Annotated in this window: 23 protein-coding genes; 18 read left to right on the top strand and 5 right to left on the bottom strand. The window is 46.8% G+C overall.

What is annotated here, in order from left to right:
• Positions 1 to 5: 5 nt before the first annotated feature.
• The 12 genes from QUB66_RS02150 to prfA all read left to right on the top strand — a co-directional run bounded on the left by QUB66_RS02150 (position 6) and on the right by prfA (position 8275).
• The gene (locus QUB66_RS02150) at positions 6 to 587 is read left to right on the top strand and encodes an adenylate kinase (protein ID WP_265233155.1); all 582 of its coding nucleotides are present in this window, start codon (positions 6 to 8) and stop codon (positions 585 to 587) included.
• Positions 588 to 879: 292 nt separating this feature from the next.
• Positions 880 to 1104 carry a translation initiation factor IF-1 gene (gene infA / locus QUB66_RS02145; RefSeq protein WP_006276978.1) on the top strand — a complete coding sequence of 75 codons (225 nt, stop codon included), beginning with the start codon at positions 880 to 882 and terminating at the stop codon, positions 1102 to 1104.
• Positions 1105 to 1466: 362 nt separating this feature from the next.
• Positions 1467 to 1580 (top strand): 50S ribosomal protein L36, encoded by a 114-nt coding sequence (gene rpmJ / locus QUB66_RS02140; RefSeq protein ID WP_015178722.1) that lies wholly within the window; start codon positions 1467 to 1469, stop codon positions 1578 to 1580.
• 83 nt (positions 1581 to 1663) lie between these two features.
• Positions 1664 to 2047, top strand: coding sequence for a 30S ribosomal protein S13 (gene rpsM, locus QUB66_RS02135; RefSeq protein ID WP_265233151.1), 384 nt, complete (start codon positions 1664 to 1666; stop codon positions 2045 to 2047).
• An 87-nt stretch (positions 2048 to 2134) separates the two neighbouring features.
• Entirely contained in the window at positions 2135 to 2536 is a 402-nt protein-coding gene (gene rpsK / locus QUB66_RS02130) for a 30S ribosomal protein S11 (protein ID WP_265233150.1), read from the top strand.
• 174 nt (positions 2537 to 2710) lie between these two features.
• Entirely contained in the window at positions 2711 to 3655 is a 945-nt protein-coding gene (locus tag QUB66_RS02125) for a DNA-directed RNA polymerase subunit alpha (protein ID WP_265233276.1), read from the top strand.
• Positions 3656 to 3780: 125 nt separating this feature from the next.
• The gene (gene rplQ / locus QUB66_RS02120; RefSeq protein ID WP_242719721.1) at positions 3781 to 4131 is read left to right on the top strand and encodes a 50S ribosomal protein L17; all 351 of its coding nucleotides are present in this window, start codon (positions 3781 to 3783) and stop codon (positions 4129 to 4131) included.
• A gap of 29 nt (positions 4132 to 4160) precedes the next feature.
• Positions 4161 to 5003, top strand: coding sequence for a tRNA pseudouridine(38-40) synthase TruA (gene truA, locus QUB66_RS02115; protein ID WP_265233149.1), 843 nt, complete (start codon positions 4161 to 4163; stop codon positions 5001 to 5003).
• Positions 5004 to 5218: 215 nt separating this feature from the next.
• Positions 5219 to 5674, top strand: a complete 456-nt coding sequence (gene rplM / locus QUB66_RS02110; protein ID WP_265233148.1) for a 50S ribosomal protein L13 — start codon at positions 5219 to 5221, stop codon at positions 5672 to 5674.
• On the top strand, positions 5674 to 6087 hold the full coding sequence (gene rpsI / locus QUB66_RS02105; RefSeq protein WP_194067224.1) for a 30S ribosomal protein S9: 414 nt from the start codon (positions 5674 to 5676) through the stop codon (positions 6085 to 6087). Before rplM ends, rpsI begins: the two co-directional genes overlap by 1 nt.
• A 588-nt stretch (positions 6088 to 6675) precedes the next feature.
• A complete protein-coding gene (rpmE, locus tag QUB66_RS02100) occupies positions 6676 to 6972 on the top strand; it encodes a 50S ribosomal protein L31 (protein WP_265233147.1) in 297 nt (98 codons plus the stop codon).
• 208 nt (positions 6973 to 7180) lie between these two features.
• A complete protein-coding gene (gene prfA, locus QUB66_RS02095; protein WP_332966293.1) occupies positions 7181 to 8275 on the top strand; it encodes a peptide chain release factor 1 in 1095 nt (364 codons plus the stop codon).
• A 15-nt stretch (positions 8276 to 8290) separates the two neighbouring features.
• Here prfA and QUB66_RS02090 read toward each other — a convergent pair whose 3' ends face one another.
• Entirely contained in the window at positions 8291 to 8728 is a 438-nt protein-coding gene (locus QUB66_RS02090) for a hypothetical protein (protein ID WP_332966295.1), read from the bottom strand.
• 136 nt (positions 8729 to 8864) lie between these two features.
• Between QUB66_RS02090 and QUB66_RS02085 the strand changes: the two genes are divergently transcribed.
• The 3 genes from QUB66_RS02085 (at position 8865) to QUB66_RS02075 (ending at position 10049) form a co-directional block, all read left to right on the top strand.
• Positions 8865 to 9221, top strand: a complete 357-nt coding sequence (locus QUB66_RS02085; RefSeq protein WP_332966297.1) for a helix-turn-helix domain-containing protein — start codon at positions 8865 to 8867, stop codon at positions 9219 to 9221.
• A gap of 61 nt (positions 9222 to 9282) precedes the next feature.
• Positions 9283 to 9630 carry a helix-turn-helix domain-containing protein gene (locus QUB66_RS02080; RefSeq protein ID WP_332966298.1) on the top strand — a complete coding sequence of 116 codons (348 nt, stop codon included), beginning with the start codon at positions 9283 to 9285 and terminating at the stop codon, positions 9628 to 9630.
• Positions 9631 to 9683: 53 nt separating this feature from the next.
• A complete protein-coding gene (locus QUB66_RS02075; RefSeq protein WP_332966299.1) occupies positions 9684 to 10049 on the top strand; it encodes a helix-turn-helix domain-containing protein in 366 nt (121 codons plus the stop codon).
• A gap of 43 nt (positions 10050 to 10092) precedes the next feature.
• On the opposite strand, the gene QUB66_RS02070 is transcribed toward QUB66_RS02075, so the two are convergent.
• Positions 10093 to 10917: a hypothetical protein gene (locus tag QUB66_RS02070; protein WP_332966301.1), complete on the bottom strand. Its 825-nt coding sequence runs from the start codon at positions 10915 to 10917 to the stop codon at positions 10093 to 10095.
• 230 nt (positions 10918 to 11147) lie between these two features.
• Here QUB66_RS02070 and QUB66_RS02065 point away from each other — a divergent pair, with 230 nt between their 5' ends.
• The 3 genes from QUB66_RS02065 (at position 11148) to QUB66_RS02055 (ending at position 12690) form a co-directional block, all read left to right on the top strand.
• Positions 11148 to 11456, top strand: a complete 309-nt coding sequence (locus QUB66_RS02065) for a hypothetical protein (protein ID WP_332966302.1) — start codon at positions 11148 to 11150, stop codon at positions 11454 to 11456.
• 79 nt (positions 11457 to 11535) lie between these two features.
• Positions 11536 to 11799: a hypothetical protein gene (locus QUB66_RS02060; RefSeq protein ID WP_332966303.1), complete on the top strand. Its 264-nt coding sequence runs from the start codon at positions 11536 to 11538 to the stop codon at positions 11797 to 11799.
• Between the two features lie 90 nt (positions 11800 to 11889).
• Positions 11890 to 12690: a GUN4 domain-containing protein gene (locus QUB66_RS02055; protein ID WP_332966304.1), complete on the top strand. Its 801-nt coding sequence runs from the start codon at positions 11890 to 11892 to the stop codon at positions 12688 to 12690.
• Between the two features lie 12 nt (positions 12691 to 12702).
• Here QUB66_RS02055 and QUB66_RS02050 read toward each other — a convergent pair whose 3' ends face one another.
• The 3 genes from QUB66_RS02050 to QUB66_RS02040 are packed head-to-tail and all read right to left on the bottom strand — an operon-like array spanning position 12703 to position 13436.
• Positions 12703 to 12882 carry a hypothetical protein gene (locus QUB66_RS02050; RefSeq protein ID WP_332966305.1) on the bottom strand — a complete coding sequence of 60 codons (180 nt, stop codon included), beginning with the start codon at positions 12880 to 12882 and terminating at the stop codon, positions 12703 to 12705.
• A 60-nt stretch (positions 12883 to 12942) separates the two neighbouring features.
• Positions 12943 to 13227, bottom strand: coding sequence for a type II toxin-antitoxin system RelE/ParE family toxin (locus QUB66_RS02045; protein WP_332966307.1), 285 nt, complete (start codon positions 13225 to 13227; stop codon positions 12943 to 12945).
• Complete coding sequence (locus tag QUB66_RS02040; protein WP_332966308.1) at positions 13224 to 13436, bottom strand: hypothetical protein; 213 nt, start codon at positions 13434 to 13436, stop codon at positions 13224 to 13226. The genes QUB66_RS02045 and QUB66_RS02040 overlap by 4 nt, the downstream gene beginning before the upstream one ends.
• Positions 13437 to 13441 lie beyond the last annotated feature (5 nt).

Raw genomic sequence — 13441 nt, 5'->3', positions numbered from 1 at the left:
TCGCAATGCAACTGATTTTTATGGGGCCTCCAGGGGCAGGAAAGGGAACTCAGGCTCAGGTTTTAGCCGCTCTCTGGAAAATACCCCACATTTCTACGGGTGACATCCTCCGCGCCTGCGTGGTAGCGAAAACTCCCTTGGGTTTAAAAGCCCAAGCCTACATGGATGCTGGTGATTTGGTTCCCGACCAGTTATTGATGGATATCGTACAAGAACGCATGAATCAACCAGATGCTAGTTCTGGCTGGATTCTAGACGGATTTCCCCGCACTGTGCCACAAGCAGCGTTTTTTGACAAACTACTCTGTGATGTTAGCGGTGCTGGGGGAACGTCTGGTAAGGACTGCGCTCTCAGAGCTGTCAATTTGGACGTACCTGACGACATTTTGGTGGCTCGCCTGCTGTCGCGGGGGCGCCAGGATGACAATGAGGAGACGATCCGCCGTCGGTTGCAAGTTTATCGCGAGCAAACTGAGCCTTTAATTGCTTTTTACCGCGCCCGCGAACAGTTGGTTGCGGTTGATGGCGATCGCGATATGGAAGTAGTCACCGCAGAACTGCAACAAGCTCTCTCTGGCGACTCTTGAACCCTCTCAATAGGGCTTGTTACTTACAAGCTTTTGCTAAGATGTGTTAACTAGGAGCTTTTTGTGCTATAGGGTTTGGTGAGGGTTGCTAGAAACAGGATTGAACTCGATACTACTTGCCACAACTTTACTCCAGTAAAGCTGAAGCGATCGGTTAATTAAGTCAAGCAGTCGATCGAGTTACCCGAATTATTGCCCCGTGCCCCTTCGACTCCTGCTTTGTAAATAGGTTTTGAAGCAAACGCCGGGACACTCCTAGTTAATCAAATGTAGAGTTGAGGTAAATACCAAATTGTCTAAGCAAGATTTAATTGAAATGGAAGGGACAGTGACGGAATCACTGCCGAATGCGATGTTTCGCGTTGACCTAGATAATGGGTTTAACGTTCTAGCTCACATTTCCGGTAAGATCCGCCGCAACTACATCAAAATTCTGCCTGGCGATCGCGTCAAAGTTGAATTAACTCCCTACGACTTGACCAAAGGCAGGATTACTTATCGCCTTCGGAAAAAATAGGCTTAGATAAAACTTTCTAAAAACTAATTCTAAGTTTAATTAGAGAGAATTTGGTAAAAAGCTTCAAATTTATGCTATAATGCTACGTTTGTAGTGTTGCCGAGAAGGCCGTCAACAACCCAGCGGCGTACCGGGTTAAGTCATTGCTACGCCGTTTAAGTATCGCTCGTCCACATTTTTGTGCAGGCGAACTTTACCCAGCAATGGGAGTGGGTGCAAGCGAGCTCCTTCATAAAACAACCCGCACTTTATACAATTTAATCGAGGAGAGGTCTACACCTTGCCCAGCCTCTCCTCCCACCGCTCTACGGGCCAGCGTGCCTGCTCTCCGGTAGAGCGGGGTTCTCCAGGCAGGAAGAAAGATGAAAGTTCGAGCATCTGTCAAAAAAATTTGTGAAAAATGTCGCGTCATCCGCCGTCGCGGTCGAGTGATGGTGATATGCACTAACCCGAAACACAAACAGCGCCAAGGTTAGAAAACAGGAAGATTGGGATCTGCACACAGGTGCTGCCTAATTCAACATTGTAGCCAAACAGGAAAACTAGGGAGACAAAAAGTGTGGCACGGATTGCCGGGGTAGACCTTCCACGCGATAAGCGCGTCGAAATAGGTCTGACATACATTTACGGAATAGGCCTGTCGCGGGCCCAAAAAATTATCGCTGCAACAGGCGTCAATCCTGACACTCGCGTCAAGGATTTAACAGAGGCCGACGTGACCATTCTACGGGCTCACGTAGAAAGCACCTACCAAATCGAAGGAGACCTCCGGCGCTGGGAGTCAATGAACATCAAGCGCCTGATGGATATCGGGACTTACCGCGGTCGCCGTCACCGTTTGGGTCTGCCGGTGCGGGGTCAACGAACCCGTACCAACGCCAGAACCCGTCGAGGCGTCCGCCGTACAGTGGCGGGCAAGAAAAAAGCACCGTCCAAGAAATAACAGCAGTTTGCAGGAAATTTATGTTCCTGCCGACTGTTTCCTCGCCTTTGGGGAGACTAATTCAATGAAAACGATAAAGAGACTAATATGCCGCCACGACAACAGACAGGCAAGAAATCTGGTGCAAAAAAGCAAAAACGTAACGTACCGAATGGGGTAGGCTACATCCAGTCTACCTTTAACAATACGATCGTAACTATTACCGACCTTAACGGCGAAGTAATATCCTGGGCATCAGCAGGTTCCAGCGGTTTTAAAGGAGCTAAAAAAGGTACTCCCTTTGCAGCTCAAACAGCAGCAGAAAGTGCAGCCCGCAGAGCCAATGACCAGGGAATGCGTCAAATAGAAGTAATGGTGAGCGGGCCCGGAGCAGGTCGAGAAACTGCAATTCGGGCGCTGCAAGGGGCGGGACTAGAAATTACCCTGATTAGAGATGTTACCCCAATTCCTCACAACGGCTGTCGCCCTCCCAAGCGGCGTAGAGTCTAAAACGATTTGAGATTTTAGATTTTAGATTTTGGATAATGGCTAACTGCTTAAAGTGAAAAAATAATGCTTCTAACTGTTGCCCCGTCCATCCAAAATCCGAAATCCGTTCAGGGGTATGCTCTGCAATCTAAAATCCAAAATCAAAAATCCAAAGTGGAAAAGGGAGGTCACTCTGTGGCGCAGTTTCAGATTGAATGTATAGAGTCTAATACTGACAAAGACCGGAGTCAGTACGGTAAATTTGTCCTGGAACCGCTCGATCGCGGTCAAGGAACAACTGTCGGGAACGCGCTTCGGCGAGTCCTGATGTCAAATCTGGAAGGAACGGCAGTAACTTCAGTGCGTATCGCGGGTGTCAATCACGAGTTTGCCACGATCGAAGGGGTACGTGAGGATGTTCTGGAAATTCTCCTGAACATGAAGGAGGTTGTTCTCAAAACTCATTCTCAGCAGCCGCAAATCGGCAGGTTGCGGATTGAGGGGCCAGTCACAGTTACTGCCGATCGATTCGATTTGCCCTCTGAGGTGGAATTGATCGATAAATCGCAGTATATTGCGACTCTCTCTCCGGGTTCTGTTCTGGAAATGGAATTCAGAATTGAAAAAGGCATCGGATACCGAGCGGTAGACCGCACTCGCGATGATGGGTCGGCTTTGGATTTTCTCCAAATTGACGCTATCTTTATGCCGATTCGCAAGGTTAACTACAGTGTTGAAGATGCTCGGCTGGGCGGCACTGTCGAGAAAGATCGATTGGTGATGGAAATCTGGACTGATGGCAGTGTGACTCCTCAAGAAGCTCTGAGTCAGTCTGCCCATATCTTGGTAGATTTGTTTGCTCCTCTCAAAGATATCACCCAAGATTCTCTGAAACCAGAGTACCCAGGTGAGGCCGATCCTACGAGCCAAATCCCGATCGAGGAATTACAGTTGTCTGTCCGGGCTTACAACTGTCTCAAGCGGGCTCAGATTAATTCAGTTGCAGACTTATTGGATTATACCCAAGAAGACTTGCTCGAGATTAAGAACTTCGGGCAGAAATCCGCAGAGGAAGTGATTGAAGCTTTACAAAAACGCTTGGGCATAACTTTGCCTCAGGAAAAATCAGCTAAAAGTTAATCAACGGGTAACGGGTAAAGCTGTTCGGAATTTTAAGTGGGTGAGTTCTTGGGTTCAAGAATTCACGGCTCAAAACTCGCGGACTATCCCTACGCCCAATTACCAATTACCAATTACTAACTGCTATGCGCCACCGCTGTCGCGTTCCTCAACTTAGCAAACCGGCTGACCAGCGCCGCGCCCTACTGCGTTCGCTGACTACCGAATTAATCCGCCACGGTAAAATCACTACTACTCTTGCCCGCGCTAAAGCGCTGCGCTCAGAGGCGGACAGGATGATTACTTTGGCCAAAGATGGCTCCTTGGCCGCTCGTCGGCAAGCTATGGGCTATATCTATGACAAACAGTTGGTGCACGCCTTGTTTGAGGCTGCCCAAGAACGGTACGGCTCGCGCAATGGGGGCTATACCCGTGTAGTGCGAACTGTCCCCCGTCAAGGAGACAATTCCGAAATGGCGATCGTTGAACTGGTTTAATGCAATTTTGGGTTGGAGATTTTTGATTCATGACTAACAATCCAAAATCCCCAATCGAAAATCCCCGATCGATGCAGCGCGTTGCTCTGGTGATCCAATACCTCGGCACTGACTTTCACGGTTGGCAGCGACAGCCGAACCAGCGTACAGTACAAGAAGAAATTGAAACAACAATATCGAATGTGCTGGAACGGCCGGTAACGCTGTACGCCGCCGGGAGAACTGATGCGGGAGTTCACGCCGCTGCTCAAGTAGCCCATTTTGATGCTGATGGCCCAATTCCGGCTCACCGCTGGGCAAGCGTTCTCAACTCTCGACTGGCAAAAGATATTTTAATTCGAGCTTCGGCAAAGGTGGAACCTACCTGGCACGCTCGGTTCTCAGCCAGTTGGCGGCGCTATCGCTACACCCTTTATACAGACCCGATTCCTAATTTGTTTGTGCGTCCTTATGCTTGGCACTGCTACCACGCGCCTGTGGACGAATCTTTGATTCAGGCCGCTTTGACACCGCTAATCGGGCGGCATCACTTGGCGGCTTTCCACCGCGCGGGGTCTGCCCGCCCCCATTCTTGGGTGGACGTACAAGCAGCAGAGTGTCACCGTTCTGGGCCTCTTATCTATATTGAGGTTCAGGCGAGCGGGTTTCTGTACGGGATGATGCGGCTGCTGGTGGGGTTGCTGGTGCAGGTGGGTCGGGGGGAAAGACCGATCGACAATTTCACAGATATCTGGGTCAACGAACGCCGAGAAATGGTAAAATACGCCGCTCCCGCTCAAGGTTTATGCCTGCTGCGGGTTGGCTATTCAGAATTTCCCTTTCCCCCAGATGTTTGGTACGACACTCAGCCAAAATTAGTCATTAGTCAGTAGTCAGTAGTCAGTGGTCAGTAGTCAGTGGTCAGTGGTCAGTGGTCAGTGGGTAACTACGAAAAATAAAAAACTAATTACTGACAATTGCCAACTGACAACTAACAATTGATAACAACTAACAATTGATAACAACTGACAATTGCCACCTAACAACTAACAACTGACCACTGCCAACTGCCAACTGCCAACTAACAACTAACAACTAACAATTACCAATGAACAAAACTTACGTCCCTACTAAAGACTCCCTAGAGCACAAGTGGTACGTGGTCGATGCCGCCGATCAGCGGCTGGGCCGTCTGGCAACTGAAGTTGCCACGCACCTCCGGGGGAAACACAAACCCACTTACACTCCTTCAATGGATACCGGCGACTTCGTAATTGTCATCAATGCTGACAAAATTGCTGTTACTGGGAAAAAACGTACCCAGAAAATCTACCGCCGCCACTCTGGTAGACCGGGCGGTATGAAAACAGAAACTTTTGCAAAATTGCAAGCACGTTTGCCCGAAAGAATTGTTGAAGAAGCTATCCGAGGAATGCTGCCTCACACTTCTCTGGGCAGACAACTGTTTACGAAGCTGAAGGTGTACGCTGGCCCTAACCACCCGCACCAAGCTCAACAACCAGAAGAGTTAATTATTCACACGATTCCGGGAGGAAATGACTAATGCAAGCAACAGATACATCCGGCCGCGCTGTGTACTGGGGTACCGGTCGCCGCAAGTGTTCCGTAGCGCGGGTACGTTTGGTTCCCGGCACTGGCATACTGACTGTCAATGGTAAAGAGGGGGATTTGTACCTGCAATTCAACCCTACTTATTTGGCTCTTGCTAAGGCTCCTCTGGAAACTTTGGGTCTGGAAAATGAGTATGATATTTTGGTCAAAGTCGAAGGCGGCGGGCTGACAGGTCAGGCTGACTCGATTCGCTTGGGTGTCGCTAGAGCGCTTTGTCAATTAGACCCGGACAACCGGAAGCCTCTGAAGACTGAAGGCTATTTGACTCGTGACCCACGGGCTAAAGAACGCAAAAAGTACGGTTTGCGGAAAGCTCGGAAAGCTCCTCAATACTCGAAACGGTAATCGAAGGAAGAAAGCCGTTCGACTACACTCAGGAACCGAAAAAGGAAGAAGGAAGAAGGCAAAATTATCCAGATTTTATCTTCCTTTTTTTTTCAATTCTCTTTCTGATTGCTGATTCCGAAAGATATAAGGCAACAAAATTCCTGGTGTTGTTAGTACGCAAGTCCGATGACCAAATAAATGGGACTCAAGCCCCGTGCTTCTAGCACGGCTTTCTGATACGATGTGGGTGGGACTAATCCATAACCCCCACCGGACAGTGAAGGCTCCAGTACGTTGCAAGACCGAAGTAGAGAGTGGACTTCTGAAGACCGGGAAGCCGAAGGGCAATGCGTTGCAGCCTGAAAGCAAAAAAACAGTTAATTGCATGGTGTTTCATTAGTCGCGGGCGGGCAGTTCGAGACTCAAAATGGACGTTGAGAGCGTGTAAGACCTCTTTGGAGGCTGTGCTTGATGAAGCGTCAACCCCATTCAGCGACCGCATCCTGTTCGTAGGTTGTGGCGTGGTGAGGAATCTCTGTGGCTTTAGCCCGGAGAGGATGTCAAAGCTAAAATGGTTGTAAAGTCAAAAATTAGAGAGTAAAAAAAATGGCGAAAGCTGGCATTCACCCTGAGTGGTATCCCGAATCTCAGGTTTTTTGCAACGGGGAACACGTGATGACGGTTGGTTCGACTAGACCAAAGCTTCAAGTTGATGTTTGGTCGGGGAATCATCCTTTTTATACTGGCACTCAGAAGATTATTGATACTGAAGGTCGTGTGGAACGCTTTATGCGGAAATATGGCATGACAGATGTAGAAATGCCGCAGGCAGATGCTTCCTCTGGGCCTCTGAAAATGGAAGAAACCAAATCAGATGCTGCTAAAGGCAAAAAGAAGAAGTAGCCAGATTGTCAATTGTCCGCAGTTTGTTGAAAGTAGTTTTTGCTGACGACAACTTGCCACCCTCGGGTTTTAGATTTTAGATTGAAGAGTTGCAATGCGGCAGTTGAGTTCGATCGCGATTCTACTCCAACTGCTATTCAAATCTAAAGTCTAAAATCTAAAATCTAAAATCTAAAATCGATTGACAACTGACGGAGGACATTTGACAATGGCTGAATCTTATTTGCTGGATAAATTGAAGTCGGTAGAGCAAACTTTTCATGAGTTGACTCGCCGCATGGCTGACCCGGATGTGGCTAGGGATAATCAGGAGTTTCAACGGGTGGCAAAAGCTCGATCGTCCTTGGAGGAAGTGGTAGATACTTTTGCTCTGTGGAAAACGACTCAGGAAGATTTGGTGGGCGCGCGACAGGTGCTCAAGGAAGCTGCTGGCGATCGCGAAATGCAGCAAATGGCTGGGCTGGAAGTTGAGGAACTTGAGTCGAAGCTGGAGAATTTGGAAAGTCGTTTGAAGGTGTTGCTGCTACCGCGCGATCCGAACGATGACAAGAATATTATGCTGGAAATTCGCGCGGGTACTGGCGGAGATGAGGCTAGTATTTGGGCGGGAGATTTGCTGCGGCTGTATTCGCGCTACGCTCAAACTGAAGGCTGGCAGGTGAAGTTGGTGAGCGAGTCACTGGCGGACATGGGTGGTTTTAAAGAGGTGATTCTGGAAATCACGGGCGATAGCGTTTATAGCAAGCTGAAGTTTGAGGCTGGGGTGCACCGGGTGCAGCGGGTGCCGATGACTGAGGCTAGCGGCCGGGTTCATACTTCGACGGCGACGGTGGCGGTGATGCCGGAGGTGGATGATGTGGAGATTCACATTGATCCGAAGGATATTGAGATGAGTACGGCTCGATCGGGCGGCGCTGGCGGCCAAAACGTGAACAAGGTGGAAACTGCTGCGGATTTGTTTCACAAGCCGACGGGTATTCGGATTTTCTGTACTGAGGAGCGCAGTCAGTTGCAGAATAAGGAGCGGGCGATGCAGATTTTGCGCGCGAAGCTCTATGACATTAAGTTGCGGGAGCAGCAGGATGAGGTGAAGTCGCGGCGTTTGGCTCAGGTTGGTACTGGTTCGCGATCGGAGAAGATTCGCACTTACAACTATAAGGATAATCGGGCTACCGACCACCGTTTGGGGGAGAATTTCTCGCTCAATAGTGTTTTGGAAGGGGATATTGAGGCGATTATTCAGACTTGTATTTCTCAGGATCAGCAGGATCGTTTGGCTGAGTTGGCTGCTTCTATTAATTGATGGAGCGATCGGGCGCTAGGCGCATTTTGGGGTCTGCCTTTGGTCTCTGATGACTTGGCGGATGTGGTTGAGTAGGGTGTCCCAAATTGCGTCGGCGCTCTGGACGGGATATTTGAAATGTTCGAGGTCGTATTGTACAATGATTTCTAGGGGCGCTAGGGTTTGCTGGTTTCGACAACTGGCGATCGCTGCGATCGTCTCTTTCTCCCATCTGGCAAATAGTCTGTAGCTGAAAAAGGAACTGCATTTTTGTCCTTTCTCGTTCAGGTAAACGACTATTACTTGATGTTGTTTGGGGTAAACTTTGACTATGCGGTTGACGGGGATTTTCAGGGCTTCGGCGGCTTCCGTTTTGGAAATTTGCCAGCACTGGGGCTTGAGCCAACCGGAGGCGGTGAGGCTTTGACGGTTGCGACGTGAGTTGTGGGTGTTTTGGCTGCGTCTTTTGGTCATTTTTGCTTCCCCTGAAGTTATAAAAATAGAATTATAATCAAAAATCTATTTACAGATTAACAGGTAAAATTTTTGCTGTCAAGCAAGAAAGACAAATTTGTTGGTAGATAAGTAAACTAGGAGTTGTGTTTATCTGGTGACTAATACTGTGGACGCAGAAGCTAGGAAAAAACTTGTTGAGGTTGTGAAGCTAGCCCGTGGCTCCATGAGTTTTAGCGCTTTTGGTAGGCTATTGGGAGTCTCTGGGTCTGCTGTTCAGTATTGGGAGAAGGGACAGGTACTCCCGGATACGAAAAATTTGACTCAGATTGCCGCAAGAGCAGGCTTTACTATGGAAGAGTTGATGGCCCATCTGGAAGGCAAGCCAATGCTGGAACCTGTCAATACCAACGACCTGCTTAAGAAAATTCAATGTATGCCGATTAGTGAGTTAGCCGTGGTTGGTCGAGCGGTGATGGATAGACTCGCGGCGGCTGCTGAATCTTCTAGGTAGGTACAGTTGATGTATCAGTTGGCAAGTAGACTGGTAGAGACGGTTGAGTAACCTTTGAGCCGTGAATATCGAAAATAGAGAAAAACTTAGTGAAATTATCAGAAAAGCGCGCGGAACAATGAGTCAGCGAGCGTTTGGTAAGCTTTTGGGCGTTTCCGCTACTGCTGTTCAGCTTTGGGAAAGAGGCGATACGGTTCCCGATACGGACAACTTGGCTAAGCTCGCTGCGAGATCGGGTTATACGCTGGAAGAATTTCTGAGATTGTTGGATGGCAAGGCAGTTTCAGAAGCTCCAGAAATCAACGATATTGTCAAAAAAATCCAGTTTTTGCCTCTGGGTCAAGTGGCGCTAATTGGCAGAGCTGTGGCGGATAGATTCGCGGCGGCGGCTGAGGTCTCTGGAGATTAAGGCTGGAGTCCAAATCAATTGAGCAGTAAACTGAGTTATGTGTTGATTAAGTGGTGACTAATACTGTGGACGCAGAAGCTAGGAAAAAACTTGTTGAGGTTGTGAAGCTAGCCCGTGGCTCCATGAGTTTTAGCGCTTTTGGTAGGCTATTGGGAGTCTCTGGGTCTGCTGTTCAGTATTGGGAGAAGGGGCAGGTACTTCCAGATACGAAAAATTTGACTCAGATTGCGACAAGAGCAGGCTTTACGATGGAAGAGCTCATGGCTCATCTGGAAGGTAAGCCGGTGCAGGAACCTTTGGATACCAACGAGTTGCTTAAGAAAATTCAATGTATGCCCATAAGTGAGCTAGCCGTGGTTGGTAGGGCGGTGATGGATAGACTCGCGGCTGCTGCTGAGTCGTCTGGAAAATATAGTTGATCGGGTGGAATGCCCGATCGCCCTTATGAAAAAACCACTCGCCCTAGGCCTGACTCAATATCTCTAAAAACTCTTGTACAATGCGATCGGCTTCTTCTGTACATCTGTTAGCGTCGCAATAGTGGATGATGCGGATGCCGTGGGATGCAAACTGGCGATCGCGCGTTTCATCTTTTTGTGTATCGGGATGCGATATTTCCAGAATACCCCATTTGCCTTGGTGAAAGATGAGGAAATCGGGTTCTTGGTTTTGTCGGCCTGCGGGTGTTGTGAGTCGGGCTTTGGAGTTGGGGAAAAAAAGGACGGAAGTGCGATCGAGCGCTTCGGCTATTTTCACTTCTTCTTCGCAGCAAAAACACAAATCATTCCAGTGATAAATCCGTTCTTCTGGGTTAGAGAGAGTTTGTTGATTATCTTCCTCTTCAGATTGTATAATTTCTTCTTGGGAGTTCGTGTTATTATCAGGTAAGATTGAGTTGTGTGAATCTATTTGACAGGAATTTACACCTAAATTTGTAAACAGTCTTGCTCCTGTTAAATTGGATCTACTTAAAGTTTTTCCAGTTAAATTGACTTCTATCCCCTGATGGCGGTGCACTGTCACGTGATGTCGCCGCAAGTATCGTTTTACAACTGCTTTAATATTGCTTTTTTTTACTTTTTCTTCAAATGCTTCAGACAGTTGTTTCCAGAGTTTATAGCCAGCGGCTTTAATATATTCATCGTCATATTTAGAAAGTTTAGCAATTTCCTCATAAGACTGCCTGCCTTCCCAGGACTGTTTGAAGATTAGCTCTTGCACGTCGTTTAACTGTTCGTCGTCATCTAGGACTGTTTCGACAATGGTGAGAGCTTCATCGACTGTCATGGGTTAAATCCTGTTAAAGGTAGTGTCCGAGTTGAGGTTGTGCTGGTAGGGATTGTGGCATTTTGCCTGTGTGTTCACCTTACTCTGGGTAGATTTTAGCACATTTTTTAAGAGGTTGCTACTTTTTATCACTATTTATCACTTTTTGTCACTGGTAAAGCTGAGGATAAAGTTTTACTATAAATTATGTTTACACATTTCAAGTAAAAGTAGTAACTAGAAAAATTGTCATGGCATATAGTGATTGGGATGGGCCAAAATATCACCGACAAAACGGTCGATATTATAAATGTGCAACCATGAGGGGAGAAAAACACATCTTAGACTCTGATGACAAACGAGGTCTTGAGTCCAATAATCCTGAAATTCTCCACGATCACTTTTATACAAAAAATGGTCAATGGTACGTTCAAACTAAGATTGACAACGAGCATCTTTTCGAGGAAATAGCTCCTGGTATACGGGGAATGGAACAGGCAGATTCTAGTGAATACTTGGATGCCTTGTTCGATGAATTGCAGTCTTTACCTGACTGTTAATCGTGTTGGCGATGTTTAAGTACCAGCAGATGACTCACATTCATTTGTACAAATTACCAACCCATAGGAGTTGAAAAAAGTGAGTTTACCATACAACCTTGTCGAGGCAATTCGGAATATTGTAACTGCTTTGGCTTTGGCTCAAGGCATTTTATCACCCCAACAGGTTTCTGATATTCCAAACTCAACAATAATAGCTCAATTTGAAGAGCAAATTGGAATAGCAGATCAGGCGGAAAGAGAAAGAGTAGAAATGGAACTAAAACAAATCAAATCTAGTCAATCGACCATGCTCGATATAGCCAAAGAAACTGGCTATGGTAGCGGTAATTATGGCGGATAAAGCACTTTTACTAAATTTTTACCTTTAGCAAAAACTATCAGGGGGATTGAGTTACAATCTCCCTGATTATCTAATTAAGGATAACTATCAATGTGGATTTTGATTTTAATTGTTTTGGCTGTAGTTGTCTACTTCGTAATGTCACAGGCATCAAGCAGCAATCAATCTAGTAAAGTATCAAGTAGGACTCAAGCTACTAAAGCATCAAGCCAGAATTACGCTAATCAAGTAGATTATTCAAATCTTGAAGTATCACTTGAGAGCAGCCTCCCTACTCGCTATAACTACACACGCCTTCGTGACCTACTAGCCGAAGGCAAATGGAGAGAAGCTGATGAAGAAACAGGCAAGATGATGCTCGCCGTAGGATATGTAGCAACAGAGAAAAAAGTCCGGGATGGAGAATGGACGCACTCTGACCCGAGTGAGGAATCTTTAGATTTCCTACATTGCATGTACTTCCCTTGCGCTGACCTTTGTACTATCGATAGACTTTGGGTTAAATATAGCAATGGTCGCTTTGGATTTAGTGTACAAAAGCGAATTATGTCGGAACTAGGAGAGGATACAATATCATTTTTATGTAATAGGTTAAACCACTCCTCCTATCAGGAGCGTCAGAAAAACACTGAATTAACAACGAGCTTCCAGAGACGGATAGGATGGTACAATCCTGACAGTAAGGACAGTGCTGGTAGATTCAATATGAATTCCAAAACCTATAACGATCTTACTTTTTCAATGCAAGCTCCATATGGACATCTTCCCACGGTGCATTATTGGAAGGAAGGAGCTATGACGAATGGGTCATTTGAAACTCAACCGCTGTATGATGGTTACAACTTAGCACAACTCTTGAATAGGCTTTCAAGTTGTGGTATTGCTCTGTAGTCAAAATCCCAGTCACATAAACTTGTTTACACAGTTGTATAGAACATAGGATTGATTGACGATCGCCCCTTCACTCCTAAAAGCGATCGCACTTCTGTCCTCACTTCTTCCCCACCTTGTCTCATTGCTTACAAAAAGGCTGTTGAAGTGCGATCGCCCTTTCGTCAATTCCCAACAAACCCAAAACTCCATCGCCCTTTCCTCCCTATTAAAAAAGCAGATAAAAAGAGGCGATCGCATCAGCCAGTATTTTCAATACACCTCATCATGGCTGCCAATGTCAAGCAAGAGAATTTCTTCATCTCCCGACTCTGGATTCTCAACAAAATTAAATACAATCCGACAGTCATACTCCACAGAACAAGCCCAAGAGCCGGCTAACTGACCTCTGAGTTTGTGTGTTTGCAGTGATGGCTCAAAAGAGTTTTCTGCCAAAAGTCTTAAAATAGCTTCAACTTTGGGCTGTAATTCCGGGTGTTTGCGGATGAGGGCTTTATAGGCACGTTTAAATGATTGAGCAAAGGTGATAAGTTTCAACGGTTTAGCTCCGCGATCGCTTCATTAACTGTACCTCGAAACACCTTTCCCGATTGATAGTCTTGTTTTCCTTGTGCAATGTTAGCCGCAATTTCCGTGCGGCGGCGATCGCTAATTCTCCGGTGCATGATGACAATTAAAGCAGTTTGTTCGTCTATAGACAAGGTTTCGATCTCGTCTAAAATACTGTCAAATGTTGAGGTTTGCATGGTGA

The organism is Microcoleus sp. A2-C3 (genome assembly GCF_036706065.1).
Classification (GTDB): domain Bacteria; phylum Cyanobacteriota; class Cyanobacteriia; order Cyanobacteriales; family Microcoleaceae; genus Microcoleus.
The sequence above is the reverse complement of the archived record's forward strand: the minus strand, read 5'-3'. Positions and strand labels throughout refer to the sequence as shown.

Bases quoted from the DNA above. Each gene is read 5' to 3' on its own strand.
- truA (WP_265233149.1), top strand. From the start codon at position 4,161: ATGACTAACAATCCAAAATCCCCAATCGAAAATCCCCGATCGATGCAG.
- rplQ (WP_242719721.1), top strand. From the start codon at position 3,781: ATGCGCCACCGCTGTCGCGTTCCTCAACTTAGCAAACCGGCTGACCAG.
- QUB66_RS02040 (WP_332966308.1), bottom strand. From the start codon at position 13,436: ATGCAAACCTCAACATTTGACAGTATTTTAGACGAGATCGAAACCTTG.
- QUB66_RS02055 (WP_332966304.1), top strand. From the start codon at position 11,890: ATGTGGATTTTGATTTTAATTGTTTTGGCTGTAGTTGTCTACTTCGTA.
- prfA (WP_332966293.1), top strand. From the start codon at position 7,181: ATGGCTGAATCTTATTTGCTGGATAAATTGAAGTCGGTAGAGCAAACT.
- QUB66_RS02050 (WP_332966305.1), bottom strand. From the start codon at position 12,882: ATGGAGTTTTGGGTTTGTTGGGAATTGACGAAAGGGCGATCGCACTTC.
- rpmE (WP_265233147.1), top strand. From the start codon at position 6,676: ATGGCGAAAGCTGGCATTCACCCTGAGTGGTATCCCGAATCTCAGGTT.
- QUB66_RS02090 (WP_332966295.1), bottom strand. From the start codon at position 8,728: ATGACCAAAAGACGCAGCCAAAACACCCACAACTCACGTCGCAACCGT.
- QUB66_RS02150 (WP_265233155.1), top strand. From the start codon at position 6: ATGCAACTGATTTTTATGGGGCCTCCAGGGGCAGGAAAGGGAACTCAG.
- QUB66_RS02070 (WP_332966301.1), bottom strand. From the start codon at position 10,917: ATGACAGTCGATGAAGCTCTCACCATTGTCGAAACAGTCCTAGATGAC.
- rpsI (WP_194067224.1), top strand. From the start codon at position 5,674: ATGCAAGCAACAGATACATCCGGCCGCGCTGTGTACTGGGGTACCGGT.
- rpsK (WP_265233150.1), top strand. From the start codon at position 2,135: ATGCCGCCACGACAACAGACAGGCAAGAAATCTGGTGCAAAAAAGCAA.
- QUB66_RS02065 (WP_332966302.1), top strand. From the start codon at position 11,148: ATGGCATATAGTGATTGGGATGGGCCAAAATATCACCGACAAAACGGT.
- rpmJ (WP_015178722.1), top strand. From the start codon at position 1,467: ATGAAAGTTCGAGCATCTGTCAAAAAAATTTGTGAAAAATGTCGCGTC.
- rplM (WP_265233148.1), top strand. From the start codon at position 5,219: ATGAACAAAACTTACGTCCCTACTAAAGACTCCCTAGAGCACAAGTGG.